Here is a 24854-nt window from a genome sequence, read left to right as displayed (position 1 = left end):
TAAAGACTATGAAAAAAATCATTTTACTACTTATTGGACTTACATTGTCATCACAATCGTATGCCCAAGTAATAGATTACCGCGCTAAAGCAAAAAAATTAGTTTCACAAATGACCTTAGAAGAAAAAGCTTCTTTGTGTTCTGGTGAAACAGCTTGGTCTACAAAAGCAATTACCAGATTAGGAATTCCTTCTATTTTTATGACGGACGGACCGCATGGTTTACGTAAAGCAGAAGGATTTGATTTTACTAATAGTGTTCCTTCCACTTGCTTTCCAACAGCATCTGCACTTGCTTCTTCTTGGAATCCAGCATTGGCACAAAAAATGGGTGAAGCCTTAGGAGTTGAATCTCAAGCAAACGATGTTCAAATATTGTTAGGACCCGGAGTTAATATGAAGCGTTCGCCTCTTGGAGGAAGAAACTTCGAATATTTTTCTGAAGATCCAGTTCTAGCCGGAAAAATTGCTATCGGTTTTATAAATGGAGTTCAAAGTCAAGGCGTAGGAACTTCCATGAAACACTTTGCGGCAAACAGTCAAGAAGCAGAACGTATGTCTAATAGTTCTAATGTTGACGAACGTACCTTGAACGAAATCTATTTTCCAGCCTTTGAAATGGCCGTAAAAGAAGCACAACCATGGACAGTAATGTGTTCTTACAATAAACTTAACGGAACATATGCTTCTGAAAACTCCTATTTATTGAATCAAATGCTAAAGCAAAAATGGGGCTTACAAGGTTTTGTGGTTTCTGATTGGGGCGCAGTAAATGAAAGAGCTTTAGGAGTCGATGCCGGATTGCATTTAGAAATGCCTGCAAGCGGAGGATTTAATGATAAAAAAATTGTTGAAGCAGTAAAAAAAGGAACTTTGGCGGAAGCCAGACTAGACGAAATTGTAGCTGATTTACTTGTCATTACTTTAAAAGCAAAAGACAGCCACAAAAAAGGAATTGTTGTAGATAAAGTAAAACATAATGAATTAGCCAGACAAGTAAGTGGCGAATGCATTGTTTTATTGAAAAACGACAATGCGATTTTACCGTTGCAATCAACTGTGAAAAAGATAGCTATTGTTGGTGATTTTGCAAAAAACCCACGTTATCAAGGAGCAGGAAGCTCACAAGTGCGACCTACACAAATTGTAAATGCATTGAATGAATTACAAAAAATGGTAAAAGGAACTCAATTTTCCTTTTCAACAGGGTATAATACTGCTGGAGAAACAGATGATGCTAAAATTGCTGAAGCTGTTCAAAATGCAAAAAATTCAGAATTAGTAATTGTTTTTGCTGGTTTACCGGACAGTTATGAATCAGAAGGTTTTGACAGAAATAACATGGACTTGCCTGCAGGTCACAACAAATTGATTTCAGAAGTAGCAAAAGTTAACAAAAACATTGTAGTGGTATTGATGAATGGCGCTGCTGTTTCTATGCCATGGAAAAACGATGTTGCTGCAATTGTTGAAGCGTATCTTGGTGGCCAAGCCGGTGGTGGTGCTATTGCTGACGTGTTGACTGGAAAAGTAAATCCTTCTGGAAAATTATCTGAAACCTTTCCTGCACGCTTGGAAGACACTCCAACTGCAATGGATTTCCCTTCAAAAGATGGAAATGCCAATTATGGTGAAGGAATTTTTATTGGATACCGTTATTATGACAAAAAGAAAATCGAACCTAACTTCCCTTTTGGATATGGTTTGAGTTACACCTCTTTTTCGTATTCTGATATTAAAGCCAATACTACATCAGCTAAAGATTCTGATGCAATCACCATTTCAGTAAAAGTGAAAAATACAGGTAAAATTGCGGGAAAAGAAGTAGTCCAGCTATATGTTCATGAACAAGAAAGCGAGGTGGCAAGACCCGAAAACGAACTAAAACACTTTGAAAAAGTAGCATTGCTAGCCGGAGAAGAAAAAACAGTTACATTTCAATTAACTTCTCGTGACTTTGCTTATTTTAATTCAAAATCTCATGATTGGGCTATAAAATCAGGAAACTTTGATATCCTTATTGGAAGTTCCTCTCGTGATTTACCTTTAAAACAAACCATCACTATTGAATCTACAAAAGCTGCAAAAATAGTACTAACACGTGAATCACTATTTAAAGAGTTTAAAAATTCTCCAAATAGTCAAGCGATATACGAACAACTAGTTCAAAGTTTCACTGGTGCAAATAAAAAACCAGAAACGGAAGATGAGAAAAAAGCAGCTTCATTTTTAGAAGCTATGTTAGCCGATATGCCAATAAATAAATTCCTTTTATTATCTGGAGGGAAATTTACAGAAGAAAATCTGGATGGTATTTTGAAAGCTGTCAACCAAAATTAAAAATTGTTATTAATTGTTGTTAAAAAAGTATTGAAAAAGAATTTAATTGGATATCGTCTATAGAGCACATCTGGATTAAATTCTCTCGTATCAAATCTATTTTCCTAATTTAAATACCATAACTACAAGTTCATTAGGCAATAGATGTAGAGTCAATACTTTTTTTTTATTTTAGAACTCAATCGATAGTATTCTTAGAAATACTGTCGATTGAGTTTTTTTATTTTAGTAATTCAAAAGTCGTTTTCAAACGAATATCTGAAGAAGAAGAACCAATCATCAAATCAAAATCTCCTGGCTCAGCAATCCATTGTAGTGCAACATTATAAAAAGATAATTTTTCTTTATCAATGATAAATTTGATAGTTTTTGTTTCACCTGCAGTCAGTTTTATCTTTTGAAAATCTTTCAGTTCAATTATTGGTCGAACCACAGATCCAACTTTGTCTCTCAAATACAACTGAACTACATCTTCACCAGCTACTTTTCCAGAATTTTTTACGTTTAATGAAACGGCGATACTTTCCGTACTCTTGATTTTATTTTTGGATAACTTCAAATCTGAATATTCGAAAGTGGTATAACTCAATCCAAAGCCAAAATGAAATCTAGGACTGTTTTTTAAATCAGTATACGCAGAAACATAATTGAAAGCCGTTTCATTTGGAGCTGGTCTTCCTGTATTAAAATGATTGTAATAAATAGGAATTTGTCCTTCTTCCCTTGGAAAAGACATTGGCAATTTCCCCGAAGGATTGTAATCGCCAAACAAAACATCAGCAATGGCGTTTCCTGCTTCACTCCCTAACCACCAGGTGTAAGCAATTGCTGGGACATTATCTGCAGTCCAATTAAAAACAAGCGGTCTTCCCGCGTTAATCAAAACCACAACAGGTTTCCCAGTTGCTTGAATCGCTTTTACCAGTTCTTCCTGAACTCCAGGCAAATGGATATTACTGCGACTTTTAGCTTCGCCACTCATATCTGCTCTTTCACCAATACTCAAAATCACAACATCCGCTTGATTGGCAACAGCAATTGCCTCCGCAAAACCATCTTTGTTATCCCCTTCAATTTCACACCCTTTGGCATAAAGCAGTTTAGTTGAACTACTTACTTTATTTTGAACACCTTCCCATTGCGAAACCACTTGTTTGTCATAATCCAGTTCTGGCAATTCTACAGCCCAAAAACCCATATTTTGCTTGTGTTCTTTAACCAAAGGCCCAATAAAAGCGATTGTTTTTGTGTTTTTGGAAAGTGGTAAAATGTTTTTCTCATTCTTCAATAACACGATACTTTTTGCCGCAATATCCCTTGCTGCTTTTCTGTGCTCCGGATTGTTTAATGCAGCTTGTTCTCTCTCCGGATTCGAGTATTTATAAGGATCATCAAAAAGTCCTAATTCAAATTTTTTGCGCAAAATTCTTTTTACGGCATCATCAATCAAGGCAATTGGCACTTTATTTTCTTTAACTAATTCCGCTAAATGGTATCGATACGCATTGCTTTCCATATCCATATCACTTCCTGCAGTTATGGCTTGTAACGCGGCTTCTTTATTGTCTTTTGAATATCCGTGATTGACCATTTCTCCTATCGAACCCCAATCAGAAACTACAAAACCTTGAAAGTTCCATTTTCCTTTAAGAATGTCTCTTTGCAGGTATTTATTTGCTGTAGCCGGAATTCCGTTAATATCATTAAAGGAATTCATAAAAGTGGCGGCACCTGCATCTAATGCTGCTTTGAAAGGAGGCAAATACGTTTCCCAAAGCATTCTTTCGCTCATATCAACCGAGTTATAATCTCTCCCGCCCACAGCGGCTCCATAAGCAGCAAAATGTTTCACGCAAGCCATTACCGAATTGACATCGCCTAAATTACCCTGAAAACCTTTGACTCTGGCGTAAGCAATTCTTGAACCTAAATAAGTATCTTCTCCAGCACCTTCCATTACTCGTCCCCAACGCGGATCACGAGAAATATCAACCATGGGTGCAAACGCCCAGTGAATTCCACTTGCAGATGCTTCTACAGCGGCAATTCTTGCTGAAAGTTCCATCGCTTCTAAATCCCAACTTGCAGCTTCTGCTAAAGGAAGTGGAAAAGTAGTTTTGTATCCATGCACTACATCCTGACCAAATAACAATGGGATTTTCAATCGAGATTGCATCGCTAATTCTTGATACTGTCGCGTATATTTAGTTCCTAAGACATTCAACATCGAACCAATTAAACCTTTTTTAATTTCGGTTTCCTTATTTGGATTTATGGTTATAGGTCCAGTCGCTTGATTGTTTCCCGTATATTGATTAAGCTGTCCTATTTTCTCTTCGAGTGTCATTTGCTTTAGCAAAGCATTCACTTTTTGGTCAATTGTTTTTTGTTGGGAAAACCCAATAAAACAAACCAATAAAAGAACTGTAGTTCCTATTTTTTTCATTTCAAATTTCTTTGTTGTTTCACTAGCTATTTAGAATAGTATGAAACGAGTTTATAGTCTTGTACGCTTTTATTTTTTTGCCTTTTTAAATTCCAAAAAGTTCAAATTGAAATTTCCTTTTTCGAAATGTATTTTAACTTTATTCGTTCCTTGTTTTAAAAGTACATTTTTTAAAATCACCGTTTTCCAATTGTCTTTTCCGCCTGAAGATGGAATTGTTATTATTTCAGAGATTTTCCCGTTTTCATCTTCTAAATAAAGTTTTCCACCTGAAGCCTCACTCGCATAACGAATAGCAACATCAAAAGTAGTTTTAGCTTTCACCTCAACGGTGTATTGCAACCATTCACCATCTTCAATAAAAGCAACCTGAAATCCATTTGTCATTGTATCATTGCAAGACTCAATATCAACTCCATCATTTCGCATCATTCCACCTTTGTTCCATTTAGTAAACTTTGTCCCGTCATAATTAGCGACATCTTTATCCAAATAAGCATATCCGTTTTGTCCTAAATCATATTCTGTTGCGAATACTTTCCCTGGCAAAGAATGATTTTTGTATTTCTTAGTATCGGTTGTTTGAACTTGCCTGAACATCGCATCAATCACATCATATCTGATGGTAAGATTTTTCATTTTGAAGTTTTCAGCGATATCCATTACTCCTTTTTTGGCAAAATCTACAGTAGGCTTCGCTCTTTCATTATTCCAATATTTCAACAATTGATCGTATTCAGGAGTTTTTGTAACCGAAGTAACTCCAGCTAAATTTTCAATTTTTTTCATTGGCCAAAAAGCCCAACCAATATTATTTGTCTCCATTAGAGAGATGGCTTCCTTGAACCAAACATTAGAATTTTCACCACTTTCTCCCAACCAAATTGGAACATTGTATTGGGTTCTGTAATCCAACATTTTTTGTATCGAAGCTGTGTCATTTTGATTCCAATATTTATGAAAACTCAACGCCATATTTTCATCCCAAAGCAGAAACATTCCGTTGTAATTATTTCCCCAACAATTCCCTTCAATGAAAATTAAATGATTTTTATCGATGGCTCGAATGGTATTTGTAATTCTAACTTGCAAGGCTCTTAAAGGCGCATTCGATGTTTCATCGCAACCATTTTGATTTGTTCCCGTAAAATTCCAATTGGGTTCATTGATAATATCATAAGCTCCTATCCAAGGATTGTCTTTGTAACGCTCTGCTAATTTTTCCCAAAGCGCCACCATTTTATCCTGATTGGCCGTACTTTCCCAAAGTGATGGTTTTGCAGAATCATAATCAGAGATATTAGCGTCTTTTCCTTGTCCACCCGGAGCTGCATGCAAATCCAAAATCAGATATATTTTATTGGCAGCACACCAGTTTAATAAATCATCGGTCATTTTGAAACCTTCCTCCAGCCAAGTATTCTGACCAGAAACCGCTTCTTGTTCAAGAGGCAATGTGTATAAATTGTAATGCATTGGCAAACGAACAGAGTTGAAACCCCAAGCCGCCAATGAATCAATATCTCTCTTTGTTATTCCATTTGCTTTATAAGCATCATAAAATTCTTTGGTGTTTTTAGCACCAATTAAATCCGTTATTTTTTGCTTAATTATATGTTGAGGACCAGCAAATGAACCGGTTTGAAGCATATATCCTTCCTGAACCATCCATCCGCCCAATCCCAAACCGCGCAACACAATATTTCTCCCGTTTCCATCGACAATTTCTTGTCCATTTCTATGTAAAAATCCCTGTCCAAACGAGGCTATTGAAAAAGAAATAAAGACCATTAAAACTATTTTCTTCATAAAGTAGGTTTTAGAATAAGACCGTTTAAAATTTAATACACTAATGTTTGAATCCCATGAGCAGGAATTACAACAACCGTTTTCTCAGTAGCAATAATTAAATTATACGTAACACTTTTATCGCTATGATTCATTACTACAGTAACCATTTTTCCATCTTTATTCAGGAATGAAGTACTTATCAAACTGCTTCGACTTACTGCTGTACTAACTCTTTTAGCATCTGGTCGAATGAATTTTGAAAAATGTCCGATGTAATAATACGAAGGTGTGTAAATTAATTCTCCTGAATTAGTATCTGCATGAATGGGTGCAAAACAAAAATTCCCTACGTGATTTGGTCCACCATTTTGGTCCAAAAGAATATTCCAATCCGTCCAACCCACAGTTCCATTATTAAAATCATTAATCATAGAAGTTCCATATCGTTCTCCGTTTGCCCAAAATTGGTATTTCTTAGCATCAAATTTTTCGACGCAACCTTCGGTAAACATTAAATTTTTAGAAGGATAAGCTTCGTGTACTTTTCGAACATTATCAAACATTGGCTCTCCTCCTGCCCAAGTTTCGTACCAATGAAATCCCATTCCCCAAGCATATTTTGAAGCTTCCGGATCAGAAAAAATAACATTGGCTCTCTGGTTCATCAAATCACGGTTGTGATCCCAAACCACAATTTTTTTACTTCCTAAACCTTCTTTTTTCATTGTTGGCCCAAGGAAATTCTTCAAGAAATCTCTTTCGGCTTCTGCAGAATACACACATGATTCCCAGGTTTGGGTTGCCATAGGTTCGTTTTGAACGGTCAATCCCCAAATTGGCATTCCCTCTTTCTCATACGCTTTGATAAATTTCGTATAATAGTTTGCCCAAGATTGATAGTATTCCGGAAGTAACGTTCCTCCTTTTAGCATGTTGCCATTGCTTTTCATAAAAGCGGGAGGACTCCATGGCGAAACATAAAGCAATAATTTTCCACCAGCCGTTTTTATGGCTTCTTTAAGCATTGGAATGCGATATTGTCTGTCGTGATCAATATTGAACGTTTTTAAATCCTTGTCTCCGTCTTTGATATACGTGTAGCTTCCGCTCGAAAAATCAGAACTATGAATGGTGGTTCTTAATAACGAATACCCAATACCTTTTTCTTTATCATAGTAGGCATTCAAAAGTTCCTGTTGTTTCTCTTTGCTCAATTTTGCAAAAACCTCAGCACTGGCATCCGTGATTGCTCCGCCTATTCCCATGAAGTTTTGGAATGTTTTAGTTGGTTCCACAAAAACAGAAATCTCTGTTTCTAAAGGCTGTTTGGAAATGCTAAAACTCAATTTATCGGTTTGTGTTAATCGCAATTTTGTATTTTCTGCTGTAGTATAAACGGTAATCGTTTTGTCTTTTGTAGAAAAAGATTTAAGTTTAGCTTGGCTTTTTTGCTGAGAAAAAGCAAAAAAAGATGTTGCCAAAAGTACTACTGTCGTTATTCTTTTCATGATATTATTATCTATTTTATTTACCAGATATATGTTCCTACTGAACCTGCTTCCAGTGAAGTTGTTATCCAATTTCCATTGTATTTAATGTTAAAAATTTCGGAAGTATTTCCATCATTTTCAACAATTAAAACTTTTTTCCCACTAGGCGTTTTAAAAGCCACATTATTCAAATTCCCACTAAAGTTACTCGAAATTCTCACAGAACCTGAAGGAACAAATTTAGAAGCGTGAGCAATGATATAATATCCTACATTTCTTGTAAAACTATCACTGCTGTTAATTGTCAATGCACCTTTACAAGTGGTGCAACCGCCCGGAGTATTTGGTCCAAAAGAAGCATTATTGGCTAAGTTCCATTCTAATGCTGTTTTACTCCAATTACGCATCGAGCCGATAATTACATTTTTTACATGCCATTTCAAATCCCCTTCAAAACTTCCTGTTGAAGACGTGTATTGCTCCGTGAAATAGATGTTTTTATTGGGGAAAGCACTGTGAACTGTAGACAAAGCACTTATATCTCCTTCGTACAAATGAAAGGCAGAACCATCAACATAAGGATTTGCTCCTGGATCATTCAGCACTGCAATAGGATATTCCGGTTTGTTACAATTATGGTCGTATGCCACAATTTTAGTCGATAAGTTTGCAGTTTTGAAAGCAGGACCTAAATGATTTTTTATAAAATCAGCCTGATGTAATGCAATCATCAACATACTAGGATTATTGCCCGGATGCAAGGGTTCGTTTTGAGGCGTAACAGCATCAATAGCAATTCCTTCGGCTTTCATAGTTTGAATGTATTTTACAAAATATTTTGCATAAACCGCATAATATTCCGGCTTCAAGCTTCCGCCAACAAAACCATTATTGTCTTTCATCCAAACTGGAGGCGACCACGGAGTTGCCATTATTTTAATATTTGGATTGATTGCCAAAATTTCTTTCAGCATTGGAATCAAATCCGTTTTATCTGGCGCCAAACTAAAATTGTCCAGATTCATATCCGTTTGTCCGCTTGCTAAATCATCATACGTAAATGGCGCGGCATTCAAATCGGATGCGCCAATGCTAATTCTTAAATAGCTTATTGCAATAGAATTGTCATTGGTTCCAAATAATTCTTTTAATAATTCTTGTCTCTTTTGGGTATTTAATTGATTAATAACCTGAGCGCTTCCTCCCGTTAAGGTATATCCAAAACCATCGATTGTTTGAAACACTTTAGAATCGTCAACCTCAATATTAGCATAGGTATTATAGGCTGTGCCAAATGCTAAAACTGATGTTTGTTTTTGAAGCACCGCACTTTGATTGCCTTTTGTCAACCAAAAATCCATTTCACTTGTGACTGCCACTGGCGGAGTTGGGGTAGGTGCTGGAGCCGGATCAACAGTATCTCCAGACGGAGAACACTTTGACATAAGCAACGTAAGGGTTAATACAACTAAAAATTTCATAGTGTTTTTTATAGTGTTCATAATTTATTTAAAGTTTACTTCAACATAAACCGGCAAATGATCTGATGGATATTTCAAGTCTTTTGAATCACTCAAAACGGCATATTTTTTTACTTTCAAAATGCTATTCTTCGAAATAAAAATATAATCAATCAATTTAGTTACGGGTTGGTTGTGTTTAAAATTATTAAATGTTCCATAAGGCCCGAAAGGTTTCTCTTTCGAAACTTCTCTTGCGTCATCCATTGCTTTTTTAAGCAGTATTATTCTGTCCTCTTTAGGCTCTGAATTTAAATCACCCATAAGAATTACAGGATAATTTTTTGTGTTTAGTTCCTTAATTTTCGAAAGAATTAATTGGATTCCTTTGGTTCTGGCTTCTTCGCCGATGTGATCCAAATGTGTGTTAAAAACCCAAAAGAGTTGCTTTGTTTTCAAATCTTTAAACAGTGCATACGTACAAACTCTATTGTAGGCAGCGTCCCAACCTTTTGAAATTGTGTTGGGTGTTTCAGAAAGCCAGAACGTATTGCTTTCTTTAACTGTAAATCTTTTTTTTTATAAAAAATATTGGACGATTCTCCTTGCCCAATTCCGTCTCTTCCAATACCTACATTATTATATTCCAAAAGTGACGTTGCAATATCAATAACCTGATTGGGCTTTGCTTCTTGGACTCCAAAAATATCAGGATTGTAAAATTGAATTTGAGAAATAAAATAATCTTTGCGAAGACTCCAAGCATTCTCTCCGTCACTGGCGACATCTAAGCGAATATTATACGTCATCACTTTCAATGTTTGCCCATTAGAAAAAATTCCCATTAGCAGAAAAACTACCGAAACAATTATTTTTTTTACCTGATTCATTTTTTTATTTTAAATTCATATTCTTCATTAGAACTTCTATCCAACTTACAAATAGAAGCCCCCAATGAAGACCTAACAAAAACATATTTAATTATAAACCCTAATATAATCTACCTCAAAAGTGGAAGCCGTAAAATTAGGGTCAATTGCTCCGCCAAAATTCCCTCCCATTGCACAATTTATGATTAAGAAAAAATTCTGATTAAAAGGAAGACTAGCCGAATTTGCAAACGTATAAAACAATTGATTGTCAACGTAAAACTTAATTGATGTTGCTGACCAATCTATAGAATAAATGTGAAACTCTGTTGAAGCATTAGGAACCATAACCGTGCTTGTATCAGGTGTATTTCCTGAACGTCCGGGAGAATGCAAAGACCCATGAACCCTGTTTTGGCTGTTGCCAACATGCTCCATAATATCAACTTCTCCACATGCGGGCCAAGCAGTTGTGCTTATGTTACTTCCTAACATCCATAATGCAGACCAAGTTCCAGCACCCAAAGCCAGTTTTGCCTTAATTTCCACTCTTCCGTATTTGAACGAAAATTTATCTTTTGAAAGAATTCGAGCCGAAGTATAATTGCTTCCGCTAAAACTTTCTTTCAGCGTTTTAATTTTTAACAAACCATCTTGAACAATAACGTTTTCAGGCCTGTTCGTGTAATATTGGGATTCATTGTTTCCCCAGCCACCAGCACCTAAATCATAACCCCATTTTGAACTATCGGGAGCACCATTGACATTAAACTCATCTGACCAAACTAAAGCAGAACCCACAAAAACCGTTACTGAAATAGTGGAAGAAACAAACTGTCCTGAATTATATGCTGACACATATATAACATAGGTATGAGTACCCGCTGTTGTATAGGTATGAATAAAACTTCCATTTGTTAGCTCTTTAGTTTCTCCATTACCAAGTAAAATTTTATAAGAAGTCGCATTAGTTGCACTGAGGTTAAAATTTACTATTCCGCTGCCATCGCCGTTTGGATTTTGTGTTGTTACTCCAACTACTGTCGCTGAAACCGAAAGATTTGAAGGCACTGTTACTGTTTCATCTTCACTATTATTGCTACCACTGCAAGAAAACAACAGGAAAAAATTAGCCAAAGCCAATAAAAACATATAATTCTTATTTTTCGAAAATTGAAGTACCCGATTATTCCTCATCCTTTAAAAACTTTTTAAGATTAATGCTTAAAATAAAGCTCAGAATTTTTGATCACTCTGAGCTTATATTTTATGATTTTTTACAATGCCGGTTTCAATTTTAGATACCAAGCATTTCCAGTTTCGGTTCCTTGTACACGAACATATAGATAAGTTGGTGTTATAACCAAAATTTCATATTCTTTTTGAACTGCGCCATATCCTATGAAAGTATTGACACCAGATAATAAAATACTGGTTTGAGTCGAAGTTGAATTATCAGCATTCGTGATTACTATAGGTGCACCTGATGACGCTGGTATAAAACTAAAAGCAGAAGTTCCGCCACCATAATTATAACATCCTTCATCTCCTGAACCCGGAATACCTGGAAGAGTTGTTAGTGAACCCGTTTTTGTAAATGCACCGTCTGGAGTAGCAACTTGCAAGGAGTATGTTCCCGAAGCAGCTACTTTAGCAAAAGTATAAGTAGCTGTGTAAAAACAATTTGCAGAGGCTGCTTTTTCATTAACACCCCCAGCCCACCATTCCGGTCTGATCGAAGCAACGTTCCAAGGGCCAACACCTATATGACCTCCTACACCTTTATCTACTACCCATGTTTTTGAAGCATTATTCGTTAATGCAGTAACAATTTCTGGAGCAACGGTAAAATCACTTCTTACAGTAACGTCTTTAGTAACATTAGTAGAAGATCCTCCTTTGCCATAAGCTACGACAGTTATTCTATAAGTGTTTACCCCAACAGAAGTGTATTTCTTAGTAGCCTTACCCGTTGGTAAATACACTAAATCCAATGGAGTACTTGCATCATAATCGATTTTATACGAAAGAGCATTGTCTCCTGTTACCGAAATTTTTACACTTCCAGAACCATCACCGTTTGGATGCGTAGCATCTACTCCGACAACCTCAGCATTTATGACAACATTTGCTGGTGCCGATAATTCGCCCAAACTATATTCTTCTTCGTTGCAGCTAATAAATGTTAGTGCTACTATGAAAATCCCTAAAATGTATTTGATATTTGTTTTCATATTTTTTTTAATTAGTTAATCTAATATTGTCTATATAAATTACTTCTCCTGATCCTTTTGCTGAATCATCGTATCTAAATACAAGTTGAGTAAATTTGGCATTAGCCGGAATTGCTGCAATTGTACTGAAATCAAATACTAATTCTTGCCAAGAATTGGCAACAGTATTGGCTACTTTTAAAACTGCAACACCATTTGCAGGTGTTCCGCCTACAGCCCATTCTAATTCTACATTTAGATTTTTACCCACTTCTGTAGCATACATCAGTAACTTGATTTTATTTCCTGTTGCAAAATCTATTGGAGAATCTAAAGTAGAATAAGTTCCACTCCATGTTTCAGCTCCGGTAGTTTTTGTATACTTCCAAACTGTAGCACTAGTGTTTAATCCTGTTGGAAAAGGATTTGCTACTACTGCTGTTGAAATTCCGCCAAAAGTTCCACCAACTCCATAATTTTGAGTCGCTAATTCATAGGTAATTGGTAACCCGTACGCATTGTAAATAATAGTTGGTGTCGTTTTTTCCGTTTTGGCAGCACCACCGCTTAACGCAACAACTTTTACATTATACGTTCCTGCAACTGCATAATCATGAGCAACTTCTCCATCAGTAGCTAATGGCGTTCCAACTTCATTAGGAACATCTCCAAAATAAACTAAATACGATTTTGCATAATCCGCTTTGGCTTTTACTTTTAAATTGTGAATGTTTTTATTTAAAGTAACAGCTAAGTTTTCTGGCGCTCTATACACAACATCTAACGGGAATGTTTGCTCAGTTGTCGCTCCAGAAATTGATGTCGCAGTGATTTTTACCGTATATTTTCCTTCTGGATAAACATGGGTTGTACTTGCTCCAGGAGCTACTTTAACTGACGATACTGTTCCATGTCCGTATTCTACTTTGAAAGAAACAGCACCATCTGCAGTAGGAGTTATTGTTACTTTTCCTGAATTATCAGTGCTGATATCAAATATCTTATTGAGATTAGCAGATGATTCTGTTCCTAGAAGAGCCGTATCATCGCTGATTCCCTCCACGGTACAACTTATAGCTACAAGCAGTACTAGTATAAAGCTGAAAATTAATTTTATCTTTTTCATAATTTTATCTTTTATTAATTATAGCCAGGGTTTTGTTTCAATTTGGTTCCTTGAAGTTCTCTTATTGGTATTGGGAAAATTTCATCTTTACCGGCAACAAAACCTCTGTTTGATAACTTAGTAGCTGCATCACCCCATCGAACAAGATCAAAAAATCGGTGTCCTTCCCCTGCAAGTTCCATTCTTCTTTCATTTTTAATGGCTGCCAGTGTAACTGGAACAGAAGGCAAACCAACTCTTAATCTAACTGCATCAAGTAAAGCTTGAGCTCTTGCTCCTGAACCTAATGCTTCGGCTTCCATCAAATAAGTATCTGCTAATCTAATGATATAAGAATTTTGTCTATAATTCAATTCTGCGGCTCCACCACCAGTTCTTACATCTTCTTTTCGAGGAAGAAATTTGTTTAAGAAATATCCTGTATCTTGATATCCACCAATATAATCTGCTTTACCAGCAGCTTTCAGAGCTTTCAAATCTAATATTGTAGCTCCAAATCTTGGATCTAACTTAATGGCATCATATAAATCTTGAGTGATAACATTAAAACTCCATCCTGATGGTAAATCAGGTGCTGTAGAACCTGACGGTCTTGAATAACTTCTAGGACCTACCATAACATTCAATGAATTCCCTTCGTCTCTACCTGAACCCCAGAAACCCCAATCAGAATTACCGGCACTGGTATGTGAAACTTCAATAAGTGACTCGGTATTAAACTTATTAGAAACTACCCATAAATCACTAAAATTGGACAACAATTTATTACCATATTGATTTGTTCCTCCCGGCGTACCATTTACTAAGGCTAGAATAGCAGCTGCTTCGGTTTTTTTACCTTCTTGTAAATACACTTTTCCAAGCAAAGCTTGTGCGGCACCTTTTGTAAGACGTCCAGATTCTGTGTCAGCAGGAACTGTTGTCGGCAAAGTGGCTATTGCATCAATTAAATCTTTCTCTATTTGAGCATAGACTGCTTCTGATGTCGCTTGTTCAACTTCATACATATTAGTAGCTGTCAAAGGATCCAATAATAATGGAACATTCTTAAACAATCTTACCAAGTTGAAGTAATACATGGCTCTCAATGCTTTTGATTCTCCTGAAAATCGCGCTTTCACATCATCTGGCATTGCAACACCCGGTAATTTTAATAGTAAAGTGTTTGCTCTAAAAATTCCTTGGTAATGATCATTCCAAAAACTTCCCGGAACAATTGTCCCTGTAAGTGTATGCGTAGAAAAACCCTGAATTCCTGCTCCGTCCGTCGAACCACCTCCACCTGCGTAGAAGTCATCAGAACCAGCATTCATCATACCTACCATGTTTTCGAAACCACCTGTATTCTTTCTAATCGCATCATAAACTCCTACCAGAGCTGCAGTAGCTTGGTCTTGATTTGAATAATAATTATCCGAAAGAAATGACCCTTTTGGTGTTACATCAACAAATTCTTCTGTACAGGAACCGAATGAAACCACAGCTGCTGCAATAAATAAATATTTAAATTTTATCGTTTTCATAATTCTTGATTGTATTAAAATTGTAAATTAGCTCCAAGCATAAATGTTCTTGCTTGTGGATAAATTCCTTTGTCTATCCCGAATACACCGCCACCAATTTCTGGATCATAACCCGTGTATTTAGTTATAGTCAATAAGTTCTCGGCAGTTAAATAAAAGCGTACTTTAGTGGCTCCAATTTTACTCACCACACTACTAGGCAATGAATATCCAAGTTGAACTAATTTCAGTCTTAGATAATCTCCGTCCTCTAAATAAAAATTCGACATTTTTCCGAAATTCCCATTGGTATCATCATTAGTCAACCTAGGATAATCATTTGAAGTTCCTTCACCTGTCCATCTGCTTAAAGCTATTGTTTGATAGTTCGCATTTCCTACATCAAGTCTTCGCAAGCCTTGGAAAATTTCATTTCCTGCAGCTCCCTGAGCAAATGCCATTAAATCGAAGTTTTTATAATCTAAATTTAATGTCAAACCAAAAGTGTATTTTGGAATATTACTTCCTAAAAATTGTTTGTCATCATCTCCAATTGAACCATTACCATCTGTATCCACCCAACGGAAATCTCCAGGACGGGCAGCTGGCTGAATCAAACCTCCTGATGAATTTGTATAAGCATTAATTTCTGCTTGATTTTGAAAAATACCAGCTGTTCTAAATCCGTAAAATGAATTATAGGATTGTCCTACTTGCGTTCTTGTCACTTGTCCCATAGATTGGAAAGAAGCGTCTCCTGAAATATAATCAGAATCGGCTGCCAGGTAAGTCACTTTGTTTTCTAAGTATGCAACATTACCATTTGCAGAAAAATTAAAGTCACCAAAAGTCTTTTTATACCCTAATTCAACCTCGATTCCTTTATTATCCATATCAGCTACATTCCCAATTGGGCTTGCAGTAACACCTACATAACCTGGAATATTTATTGGACGCAAAATACCTTTGGTTGATTTTTTATATAAATCTACAGTAAAGCTTATGTCATTAAAAAGTTTCGATTCAAAACCAACATTTGCCTGAGAAGTTTCCTCCCATCTCAAATCAGGGTTGTCAAGTGTAAGGTTAGCATAACCAGTAGTGATAGCTCCTGAATTTCCAAAAGAATAATTATAACCTCCTTCAACTAGAGAAAGATATCTAAAATCTGGTATGGCATCATTCCCAACAACTCCATATCCACCTCTTATTTTAAAAGTATTAAGTACTTTGCTTTCTTTCCAAAAATCTTCTTTGGTTAAAACCCATCCTAAATTAAACGAAGGAAATACCCCAAATTTATTATTGGCTCCAAAGCGGCTTGAACCATCTCGACGAATAATCCCTGTAAACAAATATTTTTCTTTAAAATCGTAATTCACACGTGAAAACAATGATGTCAATTTATGTTCAGTCATATCAAATGTATAACTGCTTCTATCCGATTGAGGTATATCAAAGTTGAAAGAGGCATCTTTATAATTGGTCACAGGTAATCCAAACAATGTAGCGCCAAGACCTCCACCAATATTATCAACATAAGATCCTTGACCTAATAAAACCGTTAAGTTATGATTCCCAAATTTATTTGTATATGTCAATATGTTTTCAACATTCCATGCAAAACTCTTATTTTCATACTTACTGTAGTTATTTTTAAGCACGTTTGAAGTAGCACTCAAATAGAAAACAGGTGTAAATCCTTGACCTCCCCATGTTGCTAGTTTTGCACCAAAAGTTGATCTCACTTTAATATGACTTGTTATAGCCGCTTCAATATATGCGTTACCAACGATGTCATCTGAAGTTCCATAACTTCCTAATCTTGTTTTGGCATAAGCCAAAGGATTCGTCATTTCTTGGCCAACTAAACTTGAGATTCCATAAGGATTTCCATTTGCATCGCGAATTACAGGATTAGTACTATAAGGCGCATTATTAGCTTTTACAGGATCTGTTTCTACCAAAGGAGTAGTTGGATCCAAGTTGATTGCTGAACTTAAAGGCCCACCAAACTCGCTATTTGTATTTCCAATACCAATTGTTTTTTGTCTCGAAAAACCTAAAGTTTGTCCGAAAGTAAATATTTTAGATATTTTATGTGTCGAGTTTAAACGGAAATTCTTTTTGCTGTAATTTGATATTTCTGTTGAAACAATTCCTTCTTGTTCTTGAAGTCCAAAAGAAGCATAAAAATTAGAAACATCAGTTCCTCCACTAATACTCAATTCATGAGAATAACGGAAAGCACTTGTGTTGAAAATTGCTTTTTGCCAATCTGTACCAACACCTAAAGCAGATAAATTAGGAAATATTGCTGGACCGCCGGCGGCAACTGATTTTTCATTTAACAAAGCACCATATTGTGTGGCATTTAGTAAATTTAAAATCTTTTCTGGTGATGAAATCCCTGAAAAACCATTGTAGTTCACCGAAATTTTTCCTGATTTTCCTTTTTTAGTTGTCACCAAAATTACTCCTGTTGCAGCACGAGTACCATAAATTGCAGCAGAAGCAGCATCCTTAAGCACCTCTATCGACTCTATGTCTGATTGATTAAGGAATCCTATTCCTCCACCATCAACAACAACACCATCAACAACCCAGAGTGGATTATTACCTCCATCGCCAAAAGTAGTTACCCCTCTAACGCGCATTGTGGATGCAGAACCGGGCTGTCCAGAACTTGCAGCAATAGTAACCCCGGAAACTCTACCTTGTAAAGCTTGCTCGATACGACCATTTGGCACTTTTTCAAGATCTTTTGCTTTTACACTAGATATTGCTCCAGTAACAACACTCTTCTTTTGAGTTCCGTAACCTACTACGACAACTTCTTGTAAGCTTTCAGTTGAAGGTTTAAGTCTAACATCAACTCGGCTTCTTCCATTAATAGCTTCTTTTGAGGTGATATAGCCTAAATAGCTAAACTCTAAAGTACCTTTTGAATCGACCTTAATTTGATAGGTTCCATCAAAATCCGTAGCCGCAGCTTTAGAAGTTCCTTTGATTAAAATGCTAACTCCTGGTATGGGCAGCCCGTTTTCATCGTATACTTTTCCGTTTACAGTAACATCTTGTGCTTGTGCATAAACTGAGAATAGAATAGATAAAAGACAAAAAATGAACAGTTTTGTAAATTTCATATTTCTAAAAATTTTGGTTAATTAATTAGTAATTTGAAGCAATATTATTGTTATTTTTTCTATATTCATTTTAATTACTTACTACAAAAACACATCAAACTGTTTTTTAACACATAACAAAAACACATCAAAAAAAATATAAATACCTATATTTAAACATTTTATGAATATTTTTACATTGTTATTTAAATGTTAATTAGAATAAAAACCACTACATTTATAAAATAAAGAGATATTGCGTTTAATTTATAGAATTCGATGGAAAACAATCTAAAAACCATCTTCTTATAACAAAATAGTGTCTTTTTTCAATAACAATCAACTTGTCAGCTTAGACTTCAATCATGAGATTTATCAAACTACATATTCTAATTTTTTTGACTTTATCATCTTTAACACCTATCTATGGGCAGGTAAAAAACATTGGCTTGCCAGAAATCAGAAATTATAAAAGAACAGACTATAAAGGAGGCACTCAAAACTGGAGTATAGATCAAGATAAAAATGGTAATTTATATTTTGCAAATAACAATGGTCTTTTTCAATTTGATGGATCGTCATGGAAGAAGTACAGTCTTCCAAATGCATCAGCTATCAGATGCTTAAAAATTGATGATTCGGGAAAAATTTTTGTAGGAGGCTATGATGAATTTGGATATTTCAAGGCTAATTCTAAAGGAAAACTAGTTTATTTTTCAGTTTCAAAACTGATAAATATTGACAACATCAAAGCAATTGACTTTATCTGGAAAATTCACATTCATAAAGGAGAAGTAATTTTCCAATCTTTTACAAGAGCCTATATTTTCAAAAAACAGAAACTTAAATTACTTGAGTCTCCCAACAGATTTCAGTTTTCATTTCAGGTAAAAGACCAACTTTATTTTCAGGATATTTCTGCAGGAATATTAGAATATAAAAACGGAAAATTATTCCCGTTAAAAGGAACTACCGCTTTAAACACTACAGAAATCTGGGGTATGCTTCCAATGCCGGAAAATAAAATTCTTATTACCACTTTAGACAAAGGACTTTATATATACGACAATGAAAAAATCACTTATTGGGACACTGAAGCCAACTATTTTATCAAAAAAAACAGTTCCCTTGGAGGCGTAATTATAAAAGACACATTTATCATTCTGAATTCGGTATTAGACGGTATGATCATCTGCGACTTCAACGGAAATATAATTCAGCACATCAACCATAAAAAGGGACTTCAAAACAATACCGTCCTAACTTCATTTATTGACAACAAAAACAATCTTTGGCTTGGCCTAGACAATGGAATTGCTTTTATCAATGAAAACTCTCCGTTTACCTATTTTGGATTCAGTTATGATTTAAGTACCGTTTATGCTTCTGTAGCTTATAAAGGAAATCTTTATGTAGCTACTAATCAAGGTCTTTTTTACCATTCTTGGAACAACAGCATTAAAGAGGATACTTTTAAACTTGTTGAAGGAACTACTGGTCAGGCTTGGAACATTCAAGTGATAGACGACCAGCTAATTTGCGCTCACAATAGAGGAGCATTGTTAGTTTCTGGAGGAAAAGTTATTAAAACATTAGACAATAAGGGACATTTTGGCTTTAAGCCTATTCCTAATCGCCCTAATTACTTAATAGGATCCACATACAATGGATTTACAATATTTGAAAAAACAGTTAGCGGATTATCCTATAAAAATCGAGTAGAAGGATTTGACCTATCTGCAAATACGTTTGAAATAGACGAACATAATTTATGGTTAATAAAGGATAATTTAATCTATCAGTTAACGCTCTCTGAAAATTTAAACAAATTTAAATCTATAAAAACGCATAAAAATTTATCCAACTCAGTTAAAGGAATAGGAAGTTTGCAACGAATGAAAAACAACTTATACTTTCAAACTAATAATCGTTTTTATAAATATTCACAGGAGCAAGATTTGTTTTTTGAAGATAAAAAAATCAGTGCAATTTTCAAAGGCCTTCCACAAATACATTCTATAACCGAAGATAATTATGGTAATATCTGGTATGTTTTTAGTGAGTCATTAGGCGTTTTAATGAAGCAGAAAAGTGGCGGCTATAAAAACACAATTGCTCCTTTTTCCAGTTTAACCGGCAATCTCGTAAACAACTACATATCTATAAACACGATTAATCCTGAAAATATATTAATTGGTTTAACCGATGGTTTAGCGCATTATAACTCCAAACTACAAAATTATTCCGCATCAAAACCAATGGCATTTATACGAAGTTTTTCATATCCTGGAGATACTATAATATTAGGAAATGGATCCAATAAAATTGAGATGCTTAAAATACCTTATTCAGCAAATCGAGTGAAATTTACATTCTCGTCACCAACTTATGAAAATCTGGAAAATGTAGAATTCTCTTATCAATTGGAAGGTTTTGACGATCGTTGGAGCACGTGGTCTTCTATTTCAATTAAAGAATACACCAACTTAAGAGAGGGTGATTATAAAATGAAATTAAAAGTGAGGAATAGTCATGGAATTCAATCAGAAGAATCTATTGCTACTTTTACCGTTTCTCCACCTTGGTACAGACATTTTTTAGCATATTTATTTTATATTCTACTAGTTGTTGCCTCTGTATTTTTCATTCGAAACAGAGTGAAAATGAAAATTAGAAAAAACAAATATTATGAAACCATTGAACAGCGAAGACTTTATTTAGAGAAAGAATCTAAAATAAGACAGGAACAATATGAACTGGAAAAAGAAATTGAAAAATTGAAAAGTGATAAGCTACAAATTAAGATTTTAGCAAAGGATAAAGAATTAGTCAACAACTCGCTGCAAGTAGTTAAGAAAAACAAAATCCTAAATGGCATCATTTATAAATTAAAAGACATCAATGTTGAATCCTTTGATGATTCTACCAAATTTCAATTTACAAAATTGAATAAAAGCATCACCAAAGAAGTTAATGCGGATAAAAGCTGGAAAGACTTGGAGAAACACATTAAAAATGTCCATTTTGATTTCCTCAAGAGATTAAAAGAAAAATATCCTACAATATCTCCCCGAGAATTGGATTTATCAACCTATCTATTAATGAATATGTCAACGAAAGAGATTGCCGAAATCATGAATATCTCAAACGGAGGAGTAGAACTGGCGCGTTACCGATTGAGAAAAAAACTAGGACTCAATAAAAAAGAAAATCTGATTGGATTTCTAATGAGCATTTAATAAAAACCAAAATGCCATCATAAATTACTATGATGGCATTTCTATGATAAAAACAGCTGTTCTTTATGTCAAGAAATTTAAAGTTCGCTCCAATGCCATTCCCCTGGATCCTTTTATCAAAATAGTACAATTATTGAATTCAGTCATTGGAAAATCATTTGAAAATTCATCAAATGTATTGTAAAACCAAAAGTTGCTTTTTTCAAATTTATTGGCATAAAATGCTGAACCGATAAAATAACATTTCACGTTATCTTCATTCGAAAGCAGGTCAACTATTGCTTTATGCTCTTCCTGACTTTCCTGTCCTAACTCAAACATGTCTCCTAAAATCATTGCTTTATTTGAACTCTCTAACTGCATAAAATTCTCAATAGCTACGGCCATACTGCTCGGGTTTGCATTATAGGCATCCAGAATAATTTGGTTAGTTCCTTTTGTCAATAATTGCGACCTGTTATTTTCAGGCACATAGCTTTCTAAAGCTTCTTTTATTGCGATATCATCAATTTTAAAATACTTTCCTATAGTTAGCGCCGCATTGATGTTATTGGCATTGTACAAGCCTATTAAATGCGTTGAAATAGTTATATCAGAATAGTTTATTGCCACAAATGGATTTGCTTTAACTGAGGCAATATTTACATCCGCATCTGTTTTATTAACTCCAAAAGAATAGGCCTTTAACGACCTTGACTTTTCAACTTGAATGGGATCTTCCAGATTTATGAATGCAAGTTTATCATTTGCCGAAAGGTATTTATACATTTCGCTTTTTCCTTCAATCACTCCTTCAACACCACCAAAACCCTCTAAATGTGCTTTACCAAAATTAGTGATGTAACCATAATCCGGTTTTGCTAATTCACATAAAAATTCAATTTCTTTTTTGTGATTAGCTCCCATTTCAACTATCCCAATTTCTGTTTCTGAATTAAACGAAAGCAATGTCAATGGAACTCCAATGTGATTGTTTAGGTTTCCTACAGTTGCTTTGGTATTGAATTTTTTAGAAAGAACGACATGAATCAGTTCTTTGGTCGTTGTTTTACCATTACTTCCGGTAAGCGCTATTATAGGCAGTTTCAAATATTCCCGATGAAATTTAGCCAGATTCTGCAATGCTGTTAAACTGTCATCGACTAAGATAGTTCTGTGGTCAATAAAATAAGATTCGTCATCGATTATCACATAAGAAGCACCTTTATCTAATGCCTCTTTAGCAAATGTATTTGCATCAAAACGTTCCCCTTTTATGGCGACAAATAAAGAATTTAACTCAATCTTGCGGGTATCTATCGAAACCGATTTACATTTTAAAAATAAACTATGAATGTAATTAATATCCATTTGAAACGATTTAAAAAAATAAAAGCCCTAATCAAAGGGCTTTTATTTTTATTTTATAAAAAATTTAATTTCTAGCTGATTTTTTCTTGTCTGCTTTAGGACCTACTCTAGACATTGCACATCTAAAACCGATGTAATCTGTAGCCATATCTTGTGGAAAATACCTTCTTTGCGCAGGATCTAACCAATAAGCTCTATCTCTCCAAGAACCACCTTTATAAACTCTAACTTCATCATTTATTAAAGTTGTTCTCTTACTTGATTTATCATATTTTCTAACCATTTTACCTAAACTATCTGTAGTAACATTATGTTTAGGAGAGTTATACATGATTTTCTCATCTTTTTGTTTTTCAGTGTCAGATTCAGAAGATCCAAAGTTATAATATCTTGTAGATTGTTTATCACCATCTCTGTAATTAGTATTATCACTTTTATCGAAATTCTGTCTCAAATACGTCTCTTTTTCATCAACAGGAACTTGAGCAATTTGACCTGGGAATTTTCTGGCAACTATTCTACCATTACTTAAAGTATCAAATTTCATGTTAGCTGCAGTAACAATTTCAACCTTACCGTCTGCACCAATTTTATTTTTAGTGTATTGATTTCCTCTAAAGTAATTGAAATCATTCGCTTCGTTATCAATTATTGGTCTGTAAACATCTTGCACCCATTCGGCAACATTTCCAGCCATATCATACAATCCAAAATCATTTGCAGGGTATTTTTTAACCTCATTTGTGATATCTGCACCATCATCTGACCAGCCTGCAATTCCACCGTAATCTCCATTACCTTGTTTGAAATTAGCTAACTGATCTCCTTTACTTTGTCTTTTACCTGAACGGGTGTAACCACCAGACCAAGGATATTTTTTCTGACCTTTGTAGATATTATATTCTCTTTGTCCTACATCAGCAGCAGCTGCATATTCCCATTCTGCTTCAGTTGGCAGTCTGTATTCAGGAAGAAGTATTCCAGAAGAACGTTGTGCATAAACATTTTTAGGCTCAATAACTTTACCGTCTTTTCCAGCTTTAGGAGTTTTTTTACCTCCATTTTTTCCTTTTAATACAATTTCTTCATTTCCTCCGTAAGCCAAAGTAGGCGAATTCAAATACGTTTCAGTATCAAAATTACTGTCAGCAGTTACATCTAATGTTTTTGCATTCTTTTTAAGATATCCATTTTTTTCTAAAAGCGCTTCATTTACACGTTGTGTTCTCCAGTTACTGAATTCAACTGCTTGAATCCAATTTACTCCTACAACAGGATACTCAGCGTAAGAGGGATGTCTCAAATAATTATTCGTCATCGTTTCATTGTAACCCAATCTATTTCTCCAAACCAACGTATCAGGTGAGGCGCCTTCGTATATGTTTTTATAATTTTCTTCTGTGGGTGGATAAACACTTTTCAACCAATCTAAATAATCTAAATACATAGAATTAGTAACCTCAGTCTCATCCATATAAAATGACTGAACGTGTTGTTGTGTTGGGGTATTATTCCAATCATGCATAACATCATCCTCTACTTTTCCCATAGTAAAAGTCCCCCCTTCAACAAAAACCAAACCTGGTCCTGCTTGTTGTTTTTTACTTGAACCTGCTTTTTTGCTGTCCATATTCCAACCAGTTGCTCTTGAGGTATTTTTGGAGCTAGACTTTTTACTGCAACTGGAAAAACCAATTACTAATAAGATTGAGATCAACAACCGTAAGCCCATAATTTTGTTTGCTTTCATACTCTTTAGTAGGTAATAATTTAAGTGCCGCAATATAATAATTAACCATTAATCAACATCATACTTTTAAATAATTTTCGCCAGTATAGTTTTAACAATAAATTATATATCAAAACGCAAATTTATAATATTTATTATTTAAATCACACGAAAT

General features: G+C 34.9%; 13 protein-coding genes and 1 pseudogene. 2 read left to right on the top strand and 12 right to left on the bottom strand.

The annotated features are described in order from the left end of the window. The first annotated feature begins 8 nt into the window (after positions 1 to 8). Positions 9 to 2339 carry a glycoside hydrolase family 3 C-terminal domain-containing protein gene (locus ACNQF6_RS07050; protein ID WP_417964547.1) on the top strand — a complete coding sequence of 777 codons (2331 nt, stop codon included), beginning with the start codon at positions 9 to 11 and terminating at the stop codon, positions 2337 to 2339. 220 nt (positions 2340 to 2559) lie between these two features. Here the strand turns inward: ACNQF6_RS07050 and bglX are convergent, their stop codons facing one another. The 10 genes and pseudogenes from bglX to ACNQF6_RS07000 form a co-directional block, all read right to left on the bottom strand. Continuing rightward, complete coding sequence (gene bglX, locus ACNQF6_RS07045) at positions 2560 to 4785, bottom strand: beta-glucosidase BglX (RefSeq protein WP_417964545.1); 2226 nt, start codon at positions 4783 to 4785, stop codon at positions 2560 to 2562. A gap of 69 nt (positions 4786 to 4854) precedes the next feature. Further along, positions 4855 to 6594 carry a cellulase family glycosylhydrolase gene (locus ACNQF6_RS07040; protein WP_417964543.1) on the bottom strand — a complete coding sequence of 580 codons (1740 nt, stop codon included), beginning with the start codon at positions 6592 to 6594 and terminating at the stop codon, positions 4855 to 4857. Between the two features lie 32 nt (positions 6595 to 6626). Continuing rightward, positions 6627 to 8084: a glycoside hydrolase family 30 protein gene (locus tag ACNQF6_RS07035; protein WP_417964541.1), complete on the bottom strand. Its 1458-nt coding sequence runs from the start codon at positions 8082 to 8084 to the stop codon at positions 6627 to 6629. A gap of 20 nt (positions 8085 to 8104) precedes the next feature. Continuing rightward, a complete protein-coding gene (locus tag ACNQF6_RS07030) occupies positions 8105 to 9568 on the bottom strand; it encodes a glycoside hydrolase family 30 protein (protein WP_417964539.1) in 1464 nt (487 codons plus the stop codon). Positions 9569 to 9571: 3 nt separating this feature from the next. Further along, a pseudogene (locus ACNQF6_RS07025) lies at positions 9572 to 10371 on the bottom strand (endonuclease/exonuclease/phosphatase family protein). Positions 10372 to 10503: 132 nt separating this feature from the next. Continuing rightward, positions 10504 to 11592, bottom strand: coding sequence for a family 16 glycosylhydrolase (locus ACNQF6_RS07020; protein WP_417964538.1), 1089 nt, complete (start codon positions 11590 to 11592; stop codon positions 10504 to 10506). 80 nt (positions 11593 to 11672) lie between these two features. Further along, on the bottom strand, positions 11673 to 12629 hold the full coding sequence (locus ACNQF6_RS07015) for a hypothetical protein (RefSeq protein ID WP_417964536.1): 957 nt from the start codon (positions 12627 to 12629) through the stop codon (positions 11673 to 11675). Positions 12630 to 12636: 7 nt separating this feature from the next. Next, positions 12637 to 13734 (bottom strand): hypothetical protein, encoded by a 1098-nt coding sequence (locus tag ACNQF6_RS07010; protein WP_417964534.1) that lies wholly within the window; start codon positions 13732 to 13734, stop codon positions 12637 to 12639. Positions 13735 to 13748: 14 nt separating this feature from the next. Next, complete coding sequence (locus tag ACNQF6_RS07005; protein WP_417964532.1) at positions 13749 to 15257, bottom strand: RagB/SusD family nutrient uptake outer membrane protein; 1509 nt, start codon at positions 15255 to 15257, stop codon at positions 13749 to 13751. A gap of 14 nt (positions 15258 to 15271) precedes the next feature. Beyond that, entirely contained in the window at positions 15272 to 18382 is a 3111-nt protein-coding gene (locus ACNQF6_RS07000; RefSeq protein WP_417964530.1) for a SusC/RagA family TonB-linked outer membrane protein, read from the bottom strand. Positions 18383 to 18726: 344 nt separating this feature from the next. Between ACNQF6_RS07000 and ACNQF6_RS06995 the strand changes: the two genes are divergently transcribed. Next, entirely contained in the window at positions 18727 to 21600 is a 2874-nt protein-coding gene (locus ACNQF6_RS06995) for a triple tyrosine motif-containing protein (protein ID WP_417964528.1), read from the top strand. A gap of 63 nt (positions 21601 to 21663) precedes the next feature. Here ACNQF6_RS06995 and ACNQF6_RS06990 read toward each other — a convergent pair whose 3' ends face one another. Together ACNQF6_RS06990 and gldJ are read right to left on the bottom strand one after the other, a co-directional pair. Continuing rightward, positions 21664 to 22950 (bottom strand): UDP-N-acetylmuramoyl-tripeptide--D-alanyl-D-alanine ligase, encoded by a 1287-nt coding sequence (locus ACNQF6_RS06990; RefSeq protein WP_417964526.1) that lies wholly within the window; start codon positions 22948 to 22950, stop codon positions 21664 to 21666. 64 nt (positions 22951 to 23014) lie between these two features. Then, a complete protein-coding gene (gene gldJ / locus ACNQF6_RS06985) occupies positions 23015 to 24700 on the bottom strand; it encodes a gliding motility lipoprotein GldJ (protein WP_417964524.1) in 1686 nt (561 codons plus the stop codon). Between the last annotated feature and the right edge of the window lie 154 nt (positions 24701 to 24854).

Source organism: Flavobacterium pasteuri, assembly GCF_048286615.1.
Lineage (GTDB): Bacteria > Bacteroidota > Bacteroidia > Flavobacteriales > Flavobacteriaceae > Flavobacterium.
Note: the sequence above shows the minus strand (reverse complement) of the source record. Positions and strands in the feature narration are given on the sequence as shown.

Bases quoted from the DNA above. Each gene is read 5' to 3' on its own strand.
- ACNQF6_RS07035 (WP_417964541.1), bottom strand. From the start codon at position 8,084: ATGAAAAGAATAACGACAGTAGTACTTTTGGCAACATCTTTTTTTGCT.
- ACNQF6_RS07020 (WP_417964538.1), bottom strand. From the start codon at position 11,592: ATGAGGAATAATCGGGTACTTCAATTTTCGAAAAATAAGAATTATATG.
- ACNQF6_RS07040 (WP_417964543.1), bottom strand. From the start codon at position 6,594: ATGAAGAAAATAGTTTTAATGGTCTTTATTTCTTTTTCAATAGCCTCG.
- gldJ (WP_417964524.1), bottom strand. From the start codon at position 24,700: ATGAAAGCAAACAAAATTATGGGCTTACGGTTGTTGATCTCAATCTTA.
- ACNQF6_RS07010 (WP_417964534.1), bottom strand. From the start codon at position 13,734: ATGAAAAAGATAAAATTAATTTTCAGCTTTATACTAGTACTGCTTGTA.
- ACNQF6_RS06990 (WP_417964526.1), bottom strand. From the start codon at position 22,950: ATGGATATTAATTACATTCATAGTTTATTTTTAAAATGTAAATCGGTT.
- ACNQF6_RS07050 (WP_417964547.1), top strand. From the start codon at position 9: ATGAAAAAAATCATTTTACTACTTATTGGACTTACATTGTCATCACAA.
- bglX (WP_417964545.1), bottom strand. From the start codon at position 4,785: ATGAAAAAAATAGGAACTACAGTTCTTTTATTGGTTTGTTTTATTGGG.
- ACNQF6_RS07015 (WP_417964536.1), bottom strand. From the start codon at position 12,629: ATGAAAACAAATATCAAATACATTTTAGGGATTTTCATAGTAGCACTA.
- ACNQF6_RS07000 (WP_417964530.1), bottom strand. From the start codon at position 18,382: ATGAAATTTACAAAACTGTTCATTTTTTGTCTTTTATCTATTCTATTC.
- ACNQF6_RS07005 (WP_417964532.1), bottom strand. From the start codon at position 15,257: ATGAAAACGATAAAATTTAAATATTTATTTATTGCAGCAGCTGTGGTT.
- ACNQF6_RS06995 (WP_417964528.1), top strand. From the start codon at position 18,727: ATGAGATTTATCAAACTACATATTCTAATTTTTTTGACTTTATCATCT.
- ACNQF6_RS07030 (WP_417964539.1), bottom strand. From the start codon at position 9,568: ATGAACACTATAAAAAACACTATGAAATTTTTAGTTGTATTAACCCTT.